Annotated in this window: 20 protein-coding genes; 11 read left to right on the plus strand and 9 right to left on the minus strand. The window is 48.6% G+C overall.

All coding sequences use genetic code 11. The features are described from left to right. Nucleotides 1-10 precede the first annotated feature (10 nt). The 4 genes from SHEWMR4_RS04500 (at nucleotide 11) to SHEWMR4_RS04515 (ending at nucleotide 3,533) form a co-directional block, all read left to right on the plus strand. Nucleotides 11-1,678: a sensor histidine kinase gene (locus SHEWMR4_RS04500; protein ID WP_011621662.1), complete on the plus strand. Its 1,668-nt coding sequence runs from the start codon at nucleotides 11-13 to the stop codon at nucleotides 1,676-1,678. A 232-nt stretch (nucleotides 1,679-1,910) separates the two neighbouring features. Continuing rightward, nucleotides 1,911-2,321 carry a curli production assembly/transport protein CsgE gene (locus SHEWMR4_RS04505; RefSeq protein ID WP_011621663.1) on the plus strand — a complete coding sequence of 137 codons (411 nt, stop codon included), beginning with the start codon at nucleotides 1,911-1,913 and terminating at the stop codon, nucleotides 2,319-2,321. A 10-nt stretch (nucleotides 2,322-2,331) separates the two neighbouring features. Then, nucleotides 2,332-2,727: a curli assembly protein CsgF gene (locus SHEWMR4_RS04510; RefSeq protein WP_011621664.1), complete on the plus strand. Its 396-nt coding sequence runs from the start codon at nucleotides 2,332-2,334 to the stop codon at nucleotides 2,725-2,727. Then, a complete protein-coding gene (locus SHEWMR4_RS04515; protein ID WP_011621665.1) occupies nucleotides 2,727-3,533 on the plus strand; it encodes a CsgG/HfaB family protein in 807 nt (268 codons plus the stop codon). Before SHEWMR4_RS04510 ends, SHEWMR4_RS04515 begins: the two co-directional genes overlap by 1 nt. A gap of 58 nt (nucleotides 3,534-3,591) precedes the next feature. Here the strand turns inward: SHEWMR4_RS04515 and SHEWMR4_RS04520 are convergent, their stop codons facing one another. After that, a complete protein-coding gene (locus SHEWMR4_RS04520; protein WP_011621666.1) occupies nucleotides 3,592-4,200 on the minus strand; it encodes a TetR/AcrR family transcriptional regulator in 609 nt (202 codons plus the stop codon). A gap of 21 nt (nucleotides 4,201-4,221) precedes the next feature. Next, the gene (locus SHEWMR4_RS04525; RefSeq protein WP_011621667.1) at nucleotides 4,222-5,646 is read right to left on the minus strand and encodes a coniferyl aldehyde dehydrogenase; all 1,425 of its coding nucleotides are present in this window, start codon (nucleotides 5,644-5,646) and stop codon (nucleotides 4,222-4,224) included. A 197-nt stretch (nucleotides 5,647-5,843) separates the two neighbouring features. Here SHEWMR4_RS04525 and SHEWMR4_RS04530 point away from each other — a divergent pair, with 197 nt between their 5' ends. The 3 genes from SHEWMR4_RS04530 (at nucleotide 5,844) to SHEWMR4_RS04540 (ending at nucleotide 7,305) form a co-directional block, all read left to right on the plus strand. After that, nucleotides 5,844-6,242 (plus strand): STAS/SEC14 domain-containing protein, encoded by a 399-nt coding sequence (locus tag SHEWMR4_RS04530; protein ID WP_011621668.1) that lies wholly within the window; start codon nucleotides 5,844-5,846, stop codon nucleotides 6,240-6,242. A gap of 19 nt (nucleotides 6,243-6,261) precedes the next feature. Continuing rightward, nucleotides 6,262-6,693 (plus strand): universal stress protein, encoded by a 432-nt coding sequence (locus SHEWMR4_RS04535; RefSeq protein WP_011621669.1) that lies wholly within the window; start codon nucleotides 6,262-6,264, stop codon nucleotides 6,691-6,693. 174 nt (nucleotides 6,694-6,867) lie between these two features. Next, complete coding sequence (locus SHEWMR4_RS04540; protein WP_041408705.1) at nucleotides 6,868-7,305, plus strand: universal stress protein; 438 nt, start codon at nucleotides 6,868-6,870, stop codon at nucleotides 7,303-7,305. Nucleotides 7,306-7,308: 3 nt separating this feature from the next. Here SHEWMR4_RS04540 and SHEWMR4_RS04545 read toward each other — a convergent pair whose 3' ends face one another. Together SHEWMR4_RS04545 and SHEWMR4_RS04550 are read right to left on the minus strand one after the other, a co-directional pair. After that, complete coding sequence (locus SHEWMR4_RS04545; RefSeq protein WP_011621671.1) at nucleotides 7,309-8,166, minus strand: substrate-binding periplasmic protein; 858 nt, start codon at nucleotides 8,164-8,166, stop codon at nucleotides 7,309-7,311. Nucleotides 8,167-8,289: 123 nt separating this feature from the next. After that, complete coding sequence (locus SHEWMR4_RS04550; protein WP_011621672.1) at nucleotides 8,290-8,841, minus strand: DUF924 family protein; 552 nt, start codon at nucleotides 8,839-8,841, stop codon at nucleotides 8,290-8,292. Between the two features lie 198 nt (nucleotides 8,842-9,039). On the opposite strand from SHEWMR4_RS04550, the gene SHEWMR4_RS04555 reads away from it, so the two are divergent. The 3 genes from SHEWMR4_RS04555 (at nucleotide 9,040) to SHEWMR4_RS04565 (ending at nucleotide 11,309) form a co-directional block, all read left to right on the plus strand. Beyond that, a complete protein-coding gene (locus tag SHEWMR4_RS04555) occupies nucleotides 9,040-9,375 on the plus strand; it encodes a winged helix-turn-helix domain-containing protein (protein ID WP_011621673.1) in 336 nt (111 codons plus the stop codon). Further along, nucleotides 9,372-10,847, plus strand: coding sequence for an NAD(P)/FAD-dependent oxidoreductase (locus SHEWMR4_RS04560; protein ID WP_011621674.1), 1,476 nt, complete (start codon nucleotides 9,372-9,374; stop codon nucleotides 10,845-10,847). Before SHEWMR4_RS04555 ends, SHEWMR4_RS04560 begins: the two co-directional genes overlap by 4 nt. Nucleotides 10,848-10,943: 96 nt before the next feature. Next, the gene (locus tag SHEWMR4_RS04565) at nucleotides 10,944-11,309 is read left to right on the plus strand and encodes a hypothetical protein (RefSeq protein ID WP_011621675.1); all 366 of its coding nucleotides are present in this window, start codon (nucleotides 10,944-10,946) and stop codon (nucleotides 11,307-11,309) included. Here the strand turns inward: SHEWMR4_RS04565 and SHEWMR4_RS04570 are convergent. Then, nucleotides 11,306-11,647, minus strand: coding sequence for a DUF2956 domain-containing protein (locus SHEWMR4_RS04570; RefSeq protein WP_011621676.1), 342 nt, complete (start codon nucleotides 11,645-11,647; stop codon nucleotides 11,306-11,308). The genes SHEWMR4_RS04565 and SHEWMR4_RS04570 overlap by 4 nt on opposite strands. Before the next feature lie 193 nt (nucleotides 11,648-11,840). Here SHEWMR4_RS04570 and SHEWMR4_RS04575 point away from each other — a divergent pair, with 193 nt between their 5' ends. Continuing rightward, on the plus strand, nucleotides 11,841-13,622 hold the full coding sequence (locus tag SHEWMR4_RS04575) for an ABC transporter ATP-binding protein/permease (RefSeq protein ID WP_083757966.1): 1,782 nt from the start codon (nucleotides 11,841-11,843) through the stop codon (nucleotides 13,620-13,622). A gap of 101 nt (nucleotides 13,623-13,723) precedes the next feature. Here the strand turns inward: SHEWMR4_RS04575 and SHEWMR4_RS04580 are convergent, their stop codons facing one another. From SHEWMR4_RS04580 to ccoG, 4 genes are all read right to left on the minus strand, one after another. Continuing rightward, nucleotides 13,724-15,328: a long-chain-fatty-acid--CoA ligase gene (locus tag SHEWMR4_RS04580; RefSeq protein WP_011621678.1), complete on the minus strand. Its 1,605-nt coding sequence runs from the start codon at nucleotides 15,326-15,328 to the stop codon at nucleotides 13,724-13,726. A gap of 236 nt (nucleotides 15,329-15,564) precedes the next feature. Then, nucleotides 15,565-16,347: a type I methionyl aminopeptidase gene (gene map / locus SHEWMR4_RS04585; protein ID WP_011621679.1), complete on the minus strand. Its 783-nt coding sequence runs from the start codon at nucleotides 16,345-16,347 to the stop codon at nucleotides 15,565-15,567. Further along, nucleotides 16,340-16,564, minus strand: a complete 225-nt coding sequence (locus SHEWMR4_RS04590) for a ParD-like family protein (protein ID WP_011621680.1) — start codon at nucleotides 16,562-16,564, stop codon at nucleotides 16,340-16,342. Before SHEWMR4_RS04590 ends, map begins: the two co-directional genes overlap by 8 nt. 330 nt (nucleotides 16,565-16,894) lie before the next feature. Beyond that, nucleotides 16,895-18,325 carry a cytochrome c oxidase accessory protein CcoG gene (ccoG, locus tag SHEWMR4_RS04595; protein WP_011621681.1) on the minus strand — a complete coding sequence of 477 codons (1,431 nt, stop codon included), beginning with the start codon at nucleotides 18,323-18,325 and terminating at the stop codon, nucleotides 16,895-16,897. Nucleotides 18,326-18,389: the final 64 nt, after the last annotated feature.

Consider the following 18,389-nt stretch of genomic DNA (forward strand, 5'->3'; position numbering starts at 1 on the left):
GGGAATTAACGTGCTACTGCGAACAAAATTAATCATTTATTCAACAGTTTGTTGTGCTTTGGGTGTGTTACTCACCCTAGGCACCATGAGTTATCGCTCGTCAGTTTCCTCTCTTGTGGAGGATGCTCCGCACACGTTGCCCGATATTACCGTGCCTGAGCTGGATTTGGCGCAGCTCGAAGATGCGGTGGCCGCAATCGAATCGACGATTAAGGATACTGAGCAATTTCAAAAGGCACTCTCATTGCAGGAGCGCTTGAAGACAGAGCAAATCAAACACGAGCTACAAAAGTTAGAGCAACTAAAGCAAGAGCAAGTGCAGATTAAGCTCTATAAGCTCGATCGTTTGAAGGACGGGCTTTTTAGTCCCGCCCCCCATCCTATTGAGGCGCCACCTATGGTTGCGCCGGTTGAACCTGTGATCCCCGCCGAATTTAGCCTGTCGGAACACACTCAGTCGATGCCAGCAGTATTTGACATGCTGCTGATATTGCTGCTGGCCTGTGGTAGCTGCGCGCTTGGGGTTGCTTGGTTTACTCGCCATTTAGCTCGCAGTCTCAATGCCTTAGAGGTTGGTTTACTCAACTTTAACGACAATGACTTTAGCGTGAGCATTCCGGCAAATGGTGAGGGGCAGCTGAAAGCATTGGCGGAATTATTCAATGATTCGGCGGCTAAGCTGCGCCAAGAACGGCAATATATTTACCAGCGGGAACTGCTGCTGGATAAAGTGATTCAAAGTTCTCCGAATGTGATGCTGCTGTTTAACGACCACCAAAAACTCATGTATGCCAACGATGCGGCGCGGCATCTTTTTCATATCAAAGGCAAGATGGAAGGCTTGAGCCTCGACGAGCTGCTGCAAGACTTACCCGAAGCGCTTGCCTTGGCCCTTAAGCAAGAAAAGAGCGGCCTGTTTACCATGGGTGAGGATGATACTGAGACTTGGTATCTGAGCCGTGGCCAGTTTTTACTGAATAACCAACAACATAACTTAATCTTGCTCAAGCAGATGACCCGAGAACTCAATCGTCAGGAAGTGGCGGTTTGGAAGAAGGTGATCCGCATTATCAGCCATGAGTTGAATAATTCTGTCGCGCCCATCGCCTCCATGGTGAACTCGGGGCGTTTACTGACGAAAGATCTCGATAATCCCAAGCTTAAGCTGATATTCGACACTATAGAGAGTCGAACGAATCACTTGAGCCAGTTTATTTTCAATTATGCGCGCTTTGCTAAACTGCCTTTACCGCAGCGACGTGATGTGCCGTGGCAGCAGCTTATCGAACATTTAACCCAACATTATCCTTTTACCTTAGCCAATGAGTTACCCGTAGAGATGGGCTATTTCGACCAAGGGCAAATGGAGCAGGTTCTGCTGAATTTACTCAAAAATGCCCATGAATCAGGTTCGAATCCCGATGAAGTCACGCTCTCGATTCGCCACCAAACCATGGTGGATGGGGCGGGCTTTAGTATCAAAATCGAGGATCGCGGCAGCGGTATGTCCGAGGAAGTGTTAGAACAAGCCCTATTGCCCTTTTACTCGACTAAACAATCGGGCACGGGGTTAGGTTTGCCCCTTTGCCGCGAGATTATCGAAGCCCACGATGGCAGCATTAGCATGCATAATCGCAGCGACGGTGGTCTGTCGGTACATTTGTGGCTGCCGCAATAAACCGCCTTTAAGTGTGTATCAAGAGGTTTCACTCCTCAGCCGAATGTATTACCCAAATGGGCTATTTTGCGGTTTTTACCTTAGCTTTTCGGGCTAATTTGCCCCTCCCTCTAATGACGACAGATCGGCTGTCCTGTTACCCTGCGTAAGCGAAAATGTTGACTAAGGGCTTGTCCTTGGTTCGGCTTTGGATATCGCGCAATGGGTGGCTTTCATCGACAGGGAGAGGAAAGTGAGATCGTTAAAAAAGCGGTTGTTCGTCTGCATCTTGTGTCCCTTGCTGTTTGTCAGTGCCCCTTGTGTGTTGGCCGATGATGACATTGAAATCAGTGGATTAGTCATAGACAGAACCTTAACCCGTTTTGGTAAGGATTTTGGCTTTTACTATTCAAGTTATTGGCGCGAATTGCCCTTTACCCAAGGTTTTAACGTGACCCTGTATGAGACTGTGTTTCCACAGGCGGGCACGGTTTTAACCTTAGAGGTCAACGGTACGCGCATCTACACCACGCACTTTGGCCGCCGCGCCAATCCGATTAAGGAAAGCGCAGAGCAGGCCATATTGCTGACCATTGATTACTTAGCTCAGGTTCGAGCCAATGCTATTACGGGTGATTTTTCAGGAACAACGGACGACTTTTAGGATAATTATAATGACTTACAGGACGTTACTTTCTCTTGCCGTGCTCTGCATGGCATGCACAAGCCAAGCAACCGAATTAATCTATACCCCTGTGAATCCCAGCTTCGGCGGTAATCCGCTCAATGGCTCCTTTCTGCTGAATAAAGCGCAGGCTCAAAACGATAACAAAGCCAGCTCGACCGAGAAGGATTTTGTTACCCGCTTTAAGGAATCCTTAGAACGTAACATCATCAACTCCATCACCCGTGGCGTGGCCGATGGGGAGATCTCCGATGGGGTGTACGATACCGGTGATTTTCGTATTGAAGTGGCCTCCACTGGCACTGGGGTGATGCTGACCATCACTAATATCGAAACCGGTGAAGTGACAGTGATTGAAATGCCAACCTTCGGAGGCGGAAACTAATGACTCGTTTCATCTTTATCGCCCTGATGCTGCTGAGTATGTCAGCCTGTAGTTTGATCCCAAAGCCTGACTTAAATATCACGCCCGCACAGGTGAACCCCGTGAGTGAGGTGATGAAGGAACTACAGAGTCAGCCTGGGCCGAAGTTTCCTATCCCTGTGGCCGTGTATTCATTTCGCGACCAAACGGGCCAGTATAAGCCTCAAGCGAACGTGAGTTCCTTCTCCACGGCAGTCACGCAAGGGGCAACCTCTATGCTGATGCAAACCTTGCTCGACTCGAAATGGTTTACCCCCGTCGAGCGTGAGGGCCTGCAAAACCTGCTAACCGAGCGCAAAATTAGCAACAAACAAAATGGCACTAAGGGCGATGATATTCCGGTGTTATCGACGGCGAGATTGCTATTAGAAGGTGGCATTATCAGTTACGAGACCAACACCAGCACCGGCGGTACTGGGGTGGAATACTATGGCATCGGCGCCTCGGAAATGTACCGTGAGGATTTAGTCACTATCTATCTGCGCGCGGTCGATGTGCACACGGGTAAAGTGATGATGTCTGTATCTACGAGTAAGAGAGTGCTATCGCAGGAAATGCGTGCAGGCCTGTTCCGCTATACCAGTTTGAATCGTTTGGCCGAGGCTGAAGTCGGTTTTACCACTAACGAACCTGTGCAATTTTGCGTGCTGCAGGCCATCGAACTCGCGGTCGCCGAGTTGATTGATAAGGGTATTAAGCAAGGTTATTGGAGTCAGGCTCAGATGACACAACCCGCTGAAAGACAGCAGGAGTTGAGCCAAGGTTAATTCCCATTGCGATAACAAGCACCGAGCCTGCGACATGTCTGGCTCGGTTTTTTTATGGTTAATCGGCCTGTAATGCCTTCCAAAACAGCGCGAAGCTGGCATCGCGGTATTTTTTATCTTCCCCTAGCTCTGGGTTATCGATAAAAAAGCGCGTGGCGGCCAAGTATTGGCCATGACAGTTTTCAAGCATCAAATCAACGGGATAGTGAGCAATCAACCCCATCAGTTGTCCCTGTTTTATCAATTGCGCGATAAACCCTAAGATGCTGTTCATCGCCTGCTCGCGAATATGCACTGCTATCTGCGGCGACATAGAATACTGCTGGAAAAACAATTGTTTGACTGGGTTTTCAATCGACCAATCGATCGCACTCTGCCAAAGCGTTTCGGCATTGTGCTTAAGGTCTTGCCCCTCACCGACCTTTAACAACAAGGCATCGGCAAATTCTTGCTTGATGGTAAGAAACAGGCTTTCCATCAGTGCTTCCTTGGTCGGAAAATGATGGAACAGGGTGCCCGTGGCGACGCCCGCCTGTTTGGCTATCGATGCGGTCGAGGTGCCATGAAACCCTTGGTCGACAAATAAGCGTAAGGCGGTCTCTAAAATGGCCTGACGTTTATCTGTCATGGGTTTAGTGTCTGTATCTGTTGGTAATAAGCTCGGCATAACCCCTCCTAAGCGATCCGATTAGCGTAAAAACAGCTTCATCAACATGCGTTGGATAAAAGTACCATAGGGAGGGTGGACAAACTTACCCGTGTTGAAGCGACCACGGCTGAGCACGGTTTTAGCGTGACTAAAGGTGAGGAATCCTTCCTTGCCGTGGTAATGGCCCATTCCCGATGGACCGATACCGCCAAAGGGGGCATCATCGGCCGCCACATGGAACACGGTTTCGTTGATGCACACACCGCCGGAATGGGTTTGCTTGAGGATTTTTTGTTGGCTCGCTTCATCAAAGCTCATCACATACAGGGCTAAGGGGCGGGCGCGATGGTTCACGTAGCTAATGGCCTCATCTAGGCTGTCATAACCAATCACTGGCAGCAGTGGGCCGAAGATTTCCTCTTGCATCAGTAGCATATCTTCAGTGGTGTCGGTAATGAGCTGAGTCGCGAGTTTACGATGCTGGCTATCAATCACGTCATTCGAGGCGGGGATCACCTTAGCCCCTTTAGCCTTGGCATCCTCAAGCACGCTTAGCAGACGCTCAAACTGACGGGCATTAATGATGCTGCCGTAATCTTTGTTTTGGGTAATGGCGCCATACATGGCCTGGAATTTCGTCTGATAGGCTTGGATAAACTCTGCCACTTTCGCCTTAGGACAAAGCACATAGTCAGGTGCTACACAGATTTGTCCAGCATTCAAACACTTACCATAAATCATTCGTTCTACTGCTATCTCAAGTGGCATATCGGGGGCGATAATCACTGGCGACTTACCGCCCAGCTCGAGAGTCACTGGCGTGAGATTATTGGCGGCGGCGCGCATCACATGGCGACCGACTGTGGTTGAGCCTGTGAACAGCAAATGATCGAAGGGCAGGGCTGAAAACTGCGCCGCGACATCGGCTTCCCCTTCGACCACGGCAACATGGGATTCTTCAAACACTTCGGCAAGCAATTGCTTAATGACACTATTGGTCGCTGGGGTGAATTCCGAGAGTTTGAGCATGGCATGGTTGCCAGCGGCGATGGCCGTGACTAAGGGGCTGATGGAGAGCATGACGGGGAAGTTCCACGGCACGATTATCCCAATAACCCCAAGTGGTTGATAATGCACTTTCACTTGGGCGGGGGCGAGTAAGATACCCGCATGACGGCGGCTTGGCTTGAGCCATTTCTTCAGGTTTTTCAGGCTGTAATTGATGTTATTGACCACGGGCATAATGTCGGAAATCAAGCTGTCGTCGACCGATCTGTGGCCATAGTCCTGTGACAGCGCCTCGACGAGTGGCTGTTGGAATTTCAGCAAGGTGGCCTTAAGGCGGATTAAGCGTTCTTTACGGATAGCGTAATCGGGATTCGGAGCGGCCAAGTAACTTGCACGTTGGCGTTGGAGTAACTCGGTGAGTGGCGAGATTTTTGCTGGGTCTGTTGCCATATTCATAGTAATTCCTCGGATGCAAGTCTTGAGCTGATGACGTGATTTGTGGCGTATAAAAATAAACCGACTGATTAGTCGGTTTATCCTAGCGAATAGAGTGAGCATATGCAAGTATTCTGGTGCATTTATGAGCAAGATCACGGCCCGAAGTGGGCTTAACTTCTACACTGAAATAGTAGTTTGTTAAACAAGGAGTGGGTATGACTTTGTTAAAGCATGGAATTTCTGTTGGTATTGAGCGTTATGGCGATGATGATTTTTTTGTTGCCTTTAAAGCCGTTGGCACTTTAACTCATCAGGATTATGAGATGATGGTGCCCGTGCTCGAAGCCGCGTTAGCTGGGGTAAAAGATCCCGATATTTATGCCTTAGTCGATGTTACTGAGCTCGATGGTTGGGAACTTCAAGCCGCTTGGGACGATCTAAAACTAGGGGTTAAGCATGTTCGCCACTTTGAGCGGATTGCCATAGTTGGTAAAACGACGCTACAGGAGGTGATGGCAAAACTGGCAAACTGGTTTACTCCGGCAGAGGTTAAGTTTTTTGTCGATAAGCTGGATGCTATTACTTGGCTCAAAGATGAGCTTCACGATGACTAGCCATTAAGGAGAACAGATTATGCGTTCAGGTCAAATACTCTGGCCCACCGATTTTTCGGAAACTGCGGCCCATGCGCTACGTTATGCTATTGAAATGGCAAATCTATACCATGTAGGGCTAAAGATTTTACACGTTGTAGAGCAACCCTTGGGTGACGAAAACTATATGATCTTAGCGATCACGCCAGAAGAGCTCGCTAAGAGTATGGAAGAAGCCGCCGCAACTAAGATGCAGGCTTTACTCGAGGGCCTTAAAACCGAATTACCTATCACGACCTTAATTCGCCGTGGCGATCCCGTCGATCAGATCCTCGAAGAGGCGAATGGCAAAGACGTGGGCATGGTGGTGATTGCCAGCCATGGCAGGACGGGGATCTCGCACTTTTTACATACCAATGTTGCCGAGGCCGTTGCCAATGGCGCAGCTTGCCCCGTACTGGTAGTGAAATAGCGTTTAACCCAGGTACAAGAGGGCGCTAAGGCGCCCTTTGTTTTTGATTGCTAAAGCATAATTAATTTTACGCCCTAGCTGCTTGTGCCGATTTACTGCTATAAAATACAGATTATCAGCAATGCGATTTGCCCCCAATATTGGGCGAAACAACAATCAGCGATGGATAAGATTATGCGTACTCAAGAAGTGTTATGCCCGACGGACTTTTCGGCGACTGCCACCCATGCTCTTAAATATGCGGTTGAAATGGCGAATCTTTATCAGGTGGATATCCGCTTGTTACATGTCGTTAGCCCCGCACGAAGCGCCCATTTTTACGGTGTAGCTGTGGAGACTCCAGCGGCATTGGAGCAAAAGCTGGCGCAATTTGTCGATGAAAAAATGCAGAGCCTACAGCAGGAGATGCAGCTAGGATTAAAGCCTGGCCTTAATATCAAATGCATTGTTCGCCACGGCGATGCGAGCGAAGAGATCTTAGCCGAAGCCGCCGATGTAGGTATGGTGGTTCTCGCCAGTCACGGTAGTAGCGGCTTGGCTGACTTTTTAAAACCCCATGTGAGCCAAGATGTAGTGAGACTGGCAAAATGCCCAGTATTAGTGGTTAAGTAAAAACTAGAGCGGATCATGCTTTAACACTGTGTGGTCGAGCAGGGTATTTGAGGCCTCGGCATCGTTGTCGAGGGACACGAAACGTCGATATTTTTCCTGTAGCGCGTTGATGGTTCCATCCTCGGTGATCTGCTTCAATCCCAGATTAAAGTCATCCCGAATTTGTTCATTTAAAAAGGCAAATTTATATTCCGTTGGCGGGAAAATACGATTGCAAATAGCCACTTGCTTGATTTCCGCCTCGGTCAATTTCCCCTCGATAAATGCCTGCTTGAGATAGTATTTAAAAATGTTCTTATCCATCACTACCACATCGGCCCTGTGTTTCATCAACATATAGACCTGTTGTATTTGCCTCGCCTGTTCTTGGTAGCCGCTGTTGGCTTTTGCCATCAGGCTAAATTCCTCGCCAAGCAACACAGAGGCCCGTTGGAAGGCGACTACCTTTTTATTGGCGAGGTCTTGGACACTGTTGATAGCGAACTTATGTTCATCGAGGCTGATGGCACAGTTTTGATAGCGGATCGCGACGTCGGAGTAGAATACGTTATCTACCATGCCTTCTTTGATGTTGATAATGCCGTCGAGATTGCCCTTTCGAAGCTCATGAAAGGTACGCGCCAAGGGGAAATAATGGATACTGGCATTATGTCCCTTAACGGCGAGGGCTTTGTAGAGTAATTCAAGCTCTAAGCCACTATTGGTCTCTTGAATCACATAGGGAGGGATTGACACACTGACCCCTATCTTGAGTTCATCAGCTTTGCTTGTTAGGGGATGAAATAGGGCGATTAGCCCCATTAGCGGGTAGCGAATATGGCAAAATTTAGCGTAAGCCGAAGCAAAATTAACCTGTCTCATCACTCATCAATACCTCTTAGTGAGTCACCAACCAGTTTTGGCCGCTCCATGACCTACTGCAATAAGTGTAGTTTGCTAATTTATAGTCTTGTTTAATTTATTTAGCAAAGGCGCAACTAGTCCTTAGAAAGAGGACCCCGGCTGGGTTAAAAAGGCGATTTCATCTGTGGTGGATTCTCTGCCTAATATCTTGTTTCGATGAGGATAACGGCCAAATCTGTCAATGATGGCTTTGTGTCTAAGCTCAAATTCTAAATTGGCGATTGCCGCTTCTCGATTGAATAACTTTTCGGCGACCTGATGAATGACGGCCGACTCGCTATGCATGTAAGGCATAAATAAAAAGGGCACCTGTTTTGGCTTAAGTGCTTGGTCAACCTGCTGGGCGACGGCCTCTTGGGCAAGGACGAGCGCGATAGTATCGGCCTCAAAGGCAGCGGGTGTGTCGCGATAGATATTTCGGGAGAATTGATCCAGCACTATGATTTCGGCTAACCGTCCCTGAGGGGTGACGCGCCAATCGGCAAGCTCGCCCCGTTTTGCTTGTTTAAGCAATTCTTCAAAACGGGACTGGATAAGGGCGTCAAACTCGTGATCTTTTATCCACCAAGATTTAGGTGAGATTTCCTCAAACCAGAAATGCAGCACTTGCTCCGCAGTAATAATGTGGCTCATCGCTTGCTCCCATCGATTGACTCCTTTTAGAAATAACAGCGATGGGGGGACAAACACAAGTCAATGATGCAAAATTGTTCAATATTGGTGGGTGTTGCGCTGTAAACTCTGCCTAATAATTTGCGCTGAGGCTATTTCTTATTCACTGAATATCAAGTAGTTTTATTGTCTCTTGGTTAATTTTTGGATCGTTCCTCTATGCCCCTAGAAGTTGCAGCCACTCAATCGATGTCGAAACAGCATAAGGCATTTTTGCGTAAGCTATATTTAGCGCATTTAATGGATGATGAACGACATAACCTTTTATCACTCAATAAGTTAACTGGAATGCCTCGGCGCACGCTGCAGGATTCTATCGCCGCATTTGAAGATATTGGCATTCGAGTCGAATTTGTGCAGGACGGCAGTCGTAACAATGCGGGTTATTATCGTATCGTTACCTGGGGGCCTATCAGCAGCGCCTGGGTTGATACCCATGTCGATGAAATTGCCGCAATTATTGGTGTTAATGCCTCGAGCGAAACCTTGGCGTGAAAGAGCGCGGATTTTGGTTCGACACTGAGCCTAAGTTAACTCAACGAGCCGTTTTACCACCCTTAGAGCAGGATATCAGCGCCGATGTTGCCATTATTGGTGCGGGGTATTCCGGGCTTTGGACTGCCTATTATCTAAAGCTATACCAGCCAAATCTGTCTGTGGTTATCCTTGAGGCCGAACGCATAGGCCAAGGTGCATCCGGTCGCAATGGTGGTTGGTTGATGGGCAGTTTCAGTGGTGATGTGGCCTACCTTAATCGGCTCGAGGGCGAGCAGCGCCTTAGCGCTAAAGCCATTATTCAAGCAACTATTTCTGAAGTGGCCACAGTTTGCGCCAAGCATCATATCGACTGTGATTTACACCATGGCGGTAACTTGCGGGTGGCGGCGCGTTATTCCGAGCAATTAGCCAATATTAAAGCCGAATTAGCGCAGTGGCGCGCAGAAGGTTTTGGTGAAGAAGATATTCGTTGGCTGGATAAGACAGAGCTCGATAAGCAAGTGTCTATGGCCGAGGGCCAAGCGGCACTTTTTACTCCCCATTGCGCGCGAATACATCCGGCGAAACTCGTCTGTGGTTTGGCTGACCTAGTGCAACGCTTAGGGGTGAAGATCTACGAGCATACTCTAGTAAATCACATGGCGCATCTTGGTGATGCACAAACCCTATTGCAAACACCAAAGGGACGAGTTCGTGCGACGATTGTGGTGCCCGCGGTGGAAGGTTATCTGCGTCAGCTCAGTGGACTTGGGCGATTTACCTTACCCGTGCAGAGTTTACTTATCGCCACTGAGCCGTTAACGGATGCCACATGGGATGCAATTGGCCTAGCCAATCGCGCGACCTTTAGTGATGCCAGCCGCATAGTGACTTATGGCCAGCGTAGCCCTGATAATCGGCTGATATTTGGTGCCCGTGGCGGCTATGGCTTTGGCGCGGAAATACGCACCGAATTTGGTTTTGACCCTAAACTGTTTAACGGGAAATTTCCTGCAAATCAAAGCCCACCTCAGTGTGATTTCGAGGGCGAATTTGGCTTTCGTTATCAATTATTATTGGCGTTATTTCCTCAACTTAACGGCGTGCAAATTACCCATGGTTGGGGCGGAACGTTAGCCTTGGCGAGGCGCTTTGCTCCCCATGCCATCTTTGATCAAAGTCTGGGTTTAGGCCTGATTGGCGGCTATGGCGGGGAAGGTGTCGGGGCGGCAAACCTATTTGCCCGCACGCTGGTGGACTTGATATTAGGGCGTGATACACAGCTTGCATCTATGCCTTGGGCGTTTAATGCTCCAGTACAACAGGTATTAGCACCCTGGGAGCGCGAGCCTTTGCCTTGGCTCGCATACCATGGCATGAATAAGATTTTTGCGTGGGAAGATAGGCTCTACAGTCAGCCAAAGAGTGCGGCTTGGCAAAAAGGTTTAGCTAAGCGGTTCGCGAATCGATTAGAAGGCTTAATGAGTTAATCTACTTATAAACCAGAGAGTTAATCAGGCCATTACCGATTCATCTTTTTAATAAACGATTTATTCATATACGATAACTACTTTGATGATCCGATTATGTTAACCGAACAGTTTTTTCTAGAGGGTCGCTTTAAGCTGGAGACCATTCCCCATGAAATGCGCATGTCCCATTGGGTATATGCGCCGAGATTAACCGACACGCAAAGCGGGCAAGTGCTGCTCGACCTTGTCGGCCAATGCTGGGATTGTCAGTCTGCCATTGAGCGGGATAATACGCTTTGTCTAACACTCGATGGCTACCCCGATAGAGCCAACTGGCTCGAGTTGGCCTTTTTATCCGAGACGGGGCGAGTCCTGCTAAAGGCTGGCAATATCAATGCTAAGGCGTTAATGGCACAAGCGTTTCATCCGCATGAGCTGACTAGCTACCTTGATACGTTACGTGCGCATCTCCTCAGTTAAAGGAAGATATAAGCCCCAAAGCCCAGCCAACTGAGGAGTAACAAGGCGATGGCTGCCCAAGCAACAGGAGTAAATTGAGTCTGCGGCAGCGAAAAATCTTCGCCGTCATCCATCTCGTCGGCTGCGCTCGCTTGTTGGTTTCTGGCCCTTAGTTGTTGTTTTCTTAGTTTATCGCGCTCACGGGCCATGGCTTTTTGGCGTTTTTTGTATTCGGCAATGCCTTTTTCAATCCCCTGTGCGATAAGCTTGGTTTGTTCCTTCGTTTGTCCCGGTTTTTGCGTGGCTTTGGCAATGCTTAAGGCGTCTTGCTGTGTTTCTGTTGAGATTGGCGTTTTCATATTGTCACTTTTACGAAAATTTGCACTTATTATACCTAGGTCGCTGGCAAATTTTGGGTTAAGGTCCAGAGTTTTCTTATGATTTACATCAGTTGTAATCGAATGCGTCATCATTTTATGGGAAGGAATCGCGGTGAACTCATCAAATCATAAATCTTCGCAAACGGTATTACCGCATACTCCCGTTGAGTCACTGGCTTCTCCCCCCTCCAAGGTGCAAGACAGAGCCGTACTCCCCTGGATTTGGCAATTTCTTAAGCCCTATCGCCTGCGGGTGGTCGCGGCGATTGTATTTCTTTTGATTGGCTCCTTGGCCTGGCTATCCCTCGGGCAGGGCGTGCGGTTGATGGTGGACGAAGGTTTTATTAAGGATAACGCCCAGCGTCTCAATGAAATTATTTTGTTGGTACTGCTGATCACCGCAGTGAGTGGCACTGCGGTGTTTTGCCGATTTTATCTGATGACTTGGCTCGGCGAGCGGGTCAGCGCCGATATAAGGCTGACGGTTTACAATCAACTGCTGAAGTTGTCTCCAGCCTTCTACGCCAAGGTGCGTACCGGTGAGGTGATTTCGCGCTTTACCGCCGATTCGACTCTGCTGCAAACCGTGGTCGGCTCGAGTCTCTCGATGGCGCTGCGCTCCGGCGTGACTGTGATCGGTGGGTTGGCGATGATGGGGATCACCAGCGTGAAGATGACGCTGCTGGTGCTACTGGCAGTGCCTTTGGTGCTGGGGCCTGTCGGTTTCTTTGGCCGAAAAGTGCGAACCTTAGCGCGGGAGAGTCAAGATAGGGTGGCGGATTTGGGGGCCTATGTGGATGAAACCTTACATGAAATCCACACAGTGCAAGCCTATGGGCATGAGGATAAGGACCGCAGTTTATTCAATAGTCGTGTCGAAGATGTGATGACCGCCGCCAGTGGTCGTATTCGTTACCGTGCCATGTTGATTTCCTCCGTGATGTTTTTAAGTATCGCCGCCATTGCATCTGTGACTTGGGTCGGCGCCCACGACGTGATGTCGGGAAAGATGACGGGCGGCGAACTGTCGGCCTTTATGTTTTATGCCGTGATGGTGGCAGGTGCCGTTGCGACCATCAGTGAAGTTGTCGGTGAGATCCAACGCGCCTCGGGCGCCGCCGAGCGCTTAATCGAACTGGCTGAAACTGAGGTCGATATTCCTGCGCCATTGGTGCCTAAAACACTGCCTGCGAAAGTGCGTGGCGAGCTGCAACTGCAACAGCTGAGTTTTCATTATCCCGAGCAAACTCAGTTAGTGCTCAGCGACTTAGAACTGATGATTACCGCGGGCGAGCGAGTGGCCTTGGTCGGGCCGAGTGGTGCCGGTAAGAGTACCTTATTTCAGTTATTGCAGCGGTTTTATGTGCCGTCTTCGGGCAGCATTCATTTGGATGGGATTGATATTGCTGAGCTTTCACCAAAGGATTTACGGGCGCAGTTTGCGCTTGTGCCGCAGGACTCAGTGATTTTTGCTACTAGTGTGCTGGAAAATGTGCGCTATGGCCGCGTCGATGCCAGCGAGCAGGAGGTGATTGATGCCTGTATTGCGGCCCGTGTCCATGAGTTTATCAGCGAATTTAGTGAAGGTTATCAAACCTATTTGGGTGAGCGCGGCGTGCGCTTATCCGGTGGTCAAAAGCAGCGTATCGCGATTGCGAGGGCGATTCTAGCCGACAGGCCTATCTTGCTGCTCGATGAGGCGACCAGCGCGCTCGATGCCTTAAGCGAGCAAAAAGTGAAGCAGGCACTCGATGAATTGATGAAGGGGAAAACCACGCTTATCATCGCCCATCGCCTTGCCACTGTGATCAATGCGGACCGAATTATCGTGTTCGATAAGGGACGTATCGTCGCCAGTGGTAAGCATCAAACCCTTTTACAAACCAATGCGTTATATCGTGAGTTTGCCAGTTTACAGCTGCTAACGGATGACGTGAGTGCGCTTAGCGAGTAAGGTTTGGACGGGAATGTAATGCAAATAAAACCCCAGAGTGTTGCTCTGGGGTTTTATTTGGGATTTAAGACTGCTCACACATCAGTGATGTTTAGCTATGTTTAAGCCTGATGTTTCAATTCTCGGCGCAGAATTTTACCCACGGTACTCTTAGGTAGCTGTGGCATAAACTCAATCAACTTGGGCAGCTTGTAGGCGGTGAGTTGCTCGCGGCAGAAGTTGATAATGGCGGTTTTCATTTGCTCATGATCTTGGCTGTCATCCTTAAGTACAACAAAGGCTTTGACCGCTTCTCCTGAGTGTTCATCCTTTACACCAACCACGGCACATTCAATGATATTCGGATGGCTGGCGAGCACGTTTTCGACCTCATTCGGATAGACGTTAAAGCCGGAGACGATAATCATATCCTTTTTGCGATCAACGATTTGATGGAATCCTTCCTCGTTCAAAATCGCAATATCCCCGGTTTTAAAGAAACCATCGGCAGTCATTACATTGGCCGTTTCTTGGAGATTATTCCAATAACCCAGCATCACTTGCGGGCCGCGGGCAGCGAGTTCGCCGGCTTCCCCTTGCGCGACTTCATTGCCGTTTTCATCTAACAGTTTGACCTCGGTGCCGAGAACGGGCTTACCGATAGTGCCAATCTTTTGATATCCGGGAGCATTGAGTGAAATCACCGGCGAGGTTTCGGATAATCCATAGCCTTCACTGATGGTATTGCCCGTGGTTTGCTGCCAGATATTGGCTGCGGCCGCGGTGAGTGCCGTACCACCCGAAATAGTGATTTTTAAATGACTGAAATCTAGCGCCTTAAATTCGGGCTGATGGCACAGGGCGACAAAGAGGGTGTTAAGCCCTGCAAAGCCAGTAAAAGGGTATTTCGCCAGTGTCTTAATTAAGCCACTAATATCACGGGGATTGGGGATTAATACCGAGCAACCACCACATTCAAAATACAGAACTAAGTTCACCATAAAGGCGTAAATATGGTAAATCGGCAGTGGCGCGACAAAAATATCTTCCCCTTCGCTGATAACGCTGCCGATGCGGGATTTTACCTGCGCCGCATTGGCGAGCATATTACCGTGGGTCAGCATGGCGCCCTTGGAGAGGCCTGTTGTACCACCTGTATATTGCAGCGCCGCTAAGTCACCTGCGGCAGGGACTATTCGGTTAAAGGGCAGCTCTGCCCCTTGTTTTAGCACTTGGCAAAATTCGACATTTTTAAGCCCCGTTTTGGGCTGCACCTGCGGATCGATAAGATCTAATGGGTGAGTGGAAATCACTAATTCAATTGGTGTGGTCGCAACTACTTTGGCAAGGGTTGGCAACAGATCCGAAAGCACCACTAAGGCCTTAGCACCTGAGTCATTAAACTGATGAATAAGCTCTCGTTCGGTGTAGAGCGGGTTAGTGTTGACCAGAATAAGTCCCGCCCGCAGCGCACCATAGGCGGCGATAACGAACTGGGTAATATTGGGTAATTGAATCGCGATCCGATCGCCGGGTTTTAGGTTAGTGTTATTCTGCAAATAGGCGGAAAAATAGCGTGAATCGCGCTCTATATCATTGAAGCTGCTGGTTTTCCCCAAACAAGCATATGCCGTTTTATCGCCAAAGCGTTGGCTAGTGCGTTCGATTAAGTCTATGAGTGATGAGTATTTGCCAAGTTCGAGTTGTGACTCTTGATCGTATGCCATGCCTAACTACCTCAAATAGGTTTATCGTTGTTATTATTTTAAAATCAAACGAGTGTTTAGATTAGAAGGATTCAACCTGTCAGGTCAACGTTTATCGTTAAATTATTGTAGCAATTTGCACGGCTATCCAATTGTAAAAATAGAATTTTTACTCTAATGAAGGGCGGTGAACTGCAGTGCAAATTTACTACAGCACACCTGAATTTGAGATGAAAAAGCGAGGGTTAGCGTCGAAATTAGCGGGGAGATTGCTCATCGTGGCGTAGGGTGAGCACTTCATATCCCGTAGGGGTGACAAGTATCGTATGTTCCGATTGCGCCGAGAGTTTTTTATCGCGGGTAACAACCGTCCAACCATCTTTTTTGAGCTTTATCTTTTCTGTGCCCTGATTCACCATAGGCTCAATGGTAAACACCATGCCCGCTTTGAGCTTAAGGCCTTGATTCGGCTTTCCATAGTGAAGGACTTGCGGCTCTTCATGCATTTCTTGACCTATCCCATGGCCGCAGTAATCCCTGACGATGCTATAACCAAAGGATTGCGCATATTGTTGAATCGCATGGCCAATATCGCCTAGAGTCGCCCCAGGTTTTACCTGTTTTATTCCCTGCCACATGGCAAGATAGGTAACATCAGCCAGCTTTTGGGCTGGGGCGGGCGCCTGTGGCATCACATACATTTTACTTGAGTCGGCAATATAGCCGTCTTTCTCGAGGGTTATATCTAAGTTAATGATATCTGTGCTTTTGATGACCTCATGCGCTGAGGGCACACCATGGCAGACCACCTCGTTAATGGATGAATTCAACACATATTGATAGCCATACTGACCTTTACTCGCGGGACGCGATTTTAGCTCATTGACGATAAAGGCTTCGACCGTATCGTTGATATCCATGGTGCTGATGCCGGGGCGGACATAGGTATCAAGCATTTGAAATACTTGAGCTAATAATTGCCCTGCACGGCGCATCAGTGCAATTTCTTCGGCAGATTTTATCTTCACCTGATTATTCATCGGCCATTTCCTTTACCTGGGTCACGTTGGCTAGGTTCACATCCGCAGATTTCATCAGATCGGCGACTAACTGATTAAAGGAGAGTTGCGGATGCAATTCTGCCAGCATCCCGATCCTTATCCAGAATTCTGCCTGCGAGTTGATTGAACGTGACATGACCGAACTGGCTTTTCTCAGCTCATCATGCAGTTCTTCGGAAATTTTAACTATGCCCATAAATATACTTTATATATGTTTCGTATATTTATTGTATTCGATCTATATAGCGCTCCGTCAATAATAAATCGACATTGCTTTACCGCAATGACAGCCGAGCCTCTTTTGATCTGTCGCCGTAAGCGCAAGAGAAGTGGCTAGAAGGCTATGATTTTGCATTGGCATACTTCATGTTTGTGCGGCGCGAATTGAGGCTATTTAGCGGATTTAACGAAACAAGCTGAGCAAAAAGCCCTGCAACCTCTGTTATTCAACGGGCAAGATTTGCGAAAGTGACTAACAGTGATGCAGTGTGCTCGCTTATCGGCGAGCACACTGCCGCATGACGCGCTAAGGGCTAAAGAAGCCGGTTTCTTGGCTAACGCTTTGTTCAGGTTTGCTCACATCCGTTACCGAGAATTCGATAATTTTGCGCCCCGTTGGGATTGCATCCTTATCGGCTAATACTGTCACTGGATAATCCGATTGCTCGCCCGGAGCAAGGGTAATGACTGGATCGGCAATTAAGCTGAAGGGCATTTCGCTGTTGACCGCGAGTTGATATTGCTTGGTTTGCTGAGTCTTGTTACGGATCTTCAGCTGGTAGGTATTTTCAACTTTATTATCGGCGGTTTCGCGATACAGGCTCTGTCTGTCGCGAATGACGTTAAGCTGAATTTCACTGCGACTGGAAAGATCTAAACCTATTACAACCAACATAATGACAACGGCTGCGCCGTAACCTAAAAAGCGTGGCGAGCGCCAGTTGGAATGGGTGATGCCCTTTAATTCATTCTCGCTGACATAGCTAATTAGGTTTTGTTTGTAGTCGAATTTTTGCATGGTTTCATTACAGGCATCGACACAGGCGCCGCAGTTAATGCACTCGTATTGTAGGCCTTGGCGAATATCAATCCCCGTCGGGCAGACTTCGACACATAAGTTACAGTCAACACAATCACCGAGTTCAGTCTGTTGTTTGCGCTTACGTGGGCCGCGTGCTTCGCCGCGTGCGGCATCATAGGTGACGGTTTTAGTGTTGGCATCGAACATGACGGCCTGAAAACGCGCGTAGGGGCAACAGTGTAAGCACATTTGCTCGCGCATCCAGCCAGCATTTAAGTAAGTACAAATCGCGAAAAACCATACCCAGCAGGTCGTCCAAAAGCCGGCGTTGCCGGTAAAAATATCCAAATAGAGTTCGCGGGCGGGGATGAAATAACCGATAAATCCACAGCCAGTAATTAAGGCGGCTAATCCCCACAGGCCGTGTTTGAGGCTTCTTTTACCGAGTTTATTGGCTGACCATGGCGCCTTATCCAGCAATTTACGTTTGTTGCTGTTGCCCTCAATTCGGCTCTCGAGCCAGACAAACATAAAAGTCCACGCGGTTTGCGGGCAAAGATAGCCACACCAGACGCGCCCCCAAAACACAGTAATGAAAAACAACCCAAAGGCGGCGGCAATAAATACCCAAGCGAGTAAGGTGAAATCCTGTGGCCAGAGCGTGAGGCCGAAAAAGAAGAACTGCTGCTGACTCACATCCAGCAATATCGCTTGCCGACCATCAAAGGAAATAAAGGGCAGAGCAAAAAACAGCAGTACTAACAGGCTATTCATTGTGGTTCTTAGGCGCTGAAAATAACCCTTCTGCTCTCGGAAATGAATCTGACCATTCACGGGGGTTGGTTTATCGTCCGCCTGGATATTTTTTACGGGGATAAATTGCTCAGCAGAGGGGCGCTTGGCGTTCTCTCTGTGTTGGGTGTCACTCTTGGGCATATGCTGTCCTAACGGCTTAAATAAGATTCGGCTCCCTATAGCAAACGTTAGGCCAAGAGTTTTT

Source organism: Shewanella sp. MR-4 (assembly GCF_000014685.1).
Taxonomy (GTDB): Bacteria; Pseudomonadota; Gammaproteobacteria; order Enterobacterales; family Shewanellaceae; genus Shewanella.

What these genes read in the sequence shown, in the direction of transcription:
- SHEWMR4_RS04510 (WP_011621664.1), top strand. Translation starts at nt 2,332, where the DNA reads ATGACTTACAGGACGTTACTTTCTCTTGCCGTGCTCTGCATGGCATGC.
- SHEWMR4_RS04515 (WP_011621665.1), top strand. Translation starts at nt 2,727, where the DNA reads ATGACTCGTTTCATCTTTATCGCCCTGATGCTGCTGAGTATGTCAGCC.
- SHEWMR4_RS04520 (WP_011621666.1), bottom strand. Translation starts at nt 4,200, where the DNA reads ATGCCGAGCTTATTACCAACAGATACAGACACTAAACCCATGACAGAT.
- SHEWMR4_RS04525 (WP_011621667.1), bottom strand. Translation starts at nt 5,646, where the DNA reads ATGAATATGGCAACAGACCCAGCAAAAATCTCGCCACTCACCGAGTTA.
- SHEWMR4_RS04530 (WP_011621668.1), top strand. Translation starts at nt 5,844, where the DNA reads ATGACTTTGTTAAAGCATGGAATTTCTGTTGGTATTGAGCGTTATGGC.
- SHEWMR4_RS04535 (WP_011621669.1), top strand. Translation starts at nt 6,262, where the DNA reads ATGCGTTCAGGTCAAATACTCTGGCCCACCGATTTTTCGGAAACTGCG.
- SHEWMR4_RS04540 (WP_041408705.1), top strand. Translation starts at nt 6,868, where the DNA reads ATGCGTACTCAAGAAGTGTTATGCCCGACGGACTTTTCGGCGACTGCC.
- SHEWMR4_RS04545 (WP_011621671.1), bottom strand. Translation starts at nt 8,166, where the DNA reads ATGAGACAGGTTAATTTTGCTTCGGCTTACGCTAAATTTTGCCATATT.
- SHEWMR4_RS04550 (WP_011621672.1), bottom strand. Translation starts at nt 8,841, where the DNA reads ATGAGCCACATTATTACTGCGGAGCAAGTGCTGCATTTCTGGTTTGAG.
- SHEWMR4_RS04555 (WP_011621673.1), top strand. Translation starts at nt 9,040, where the DNA reads ATGCCCCTAGAAGTTGCAGCCACTCAATCGATGTCGAAACAGCATAAG.
- SHEWMR4_RS04565 (WP_011621675.1), top strand. Translation starts at nt 10,944, where the DNA reads ATGTTAACCGAACAGTTTTTTCTAGAGGGTCGCTTTAAGCTGGAGACC.
- SHEWMR4_RS04570 (WP_011621676.1), bottom strand. Translation starts at nt 11,647, where the DNA reads ATGAAAACGCCAATCTCAACAGAAACACAGCAAGACGCCTTAAGCATT.
- SHEWMR4_RS04580 (WP_011621678.1), bottom strand. Translation starts at nt 15,328, where the DNA reads ATGGCATACGATCAAGAGTCACAACTCGAACTTGGCAAATACTCATCA.
- map (WP_011621679.1), bottom strand. Translation starts at nt 16,347, where the DNA reads ATGAATAATCAGGTGAAGATAAAATCTGCCGAAGAAATTGCACTGATG.
- SHEWMR4_RS04590 (WP_011621680.1), bottom strand. Translation starts at nt 16,564, where the DNA reads ATGGGCATAGTTAAAATTTCCGAAGAACTGCATGATGAGCTGAGAAAA.
- ccoG (WP_011621681.1), bottom strand. Translation starts at nt 18,325, where the DNA reads ATGCCCAAGAGTGACACCCAACACAGAGAGAACGCCAAGCGCCCCTCT.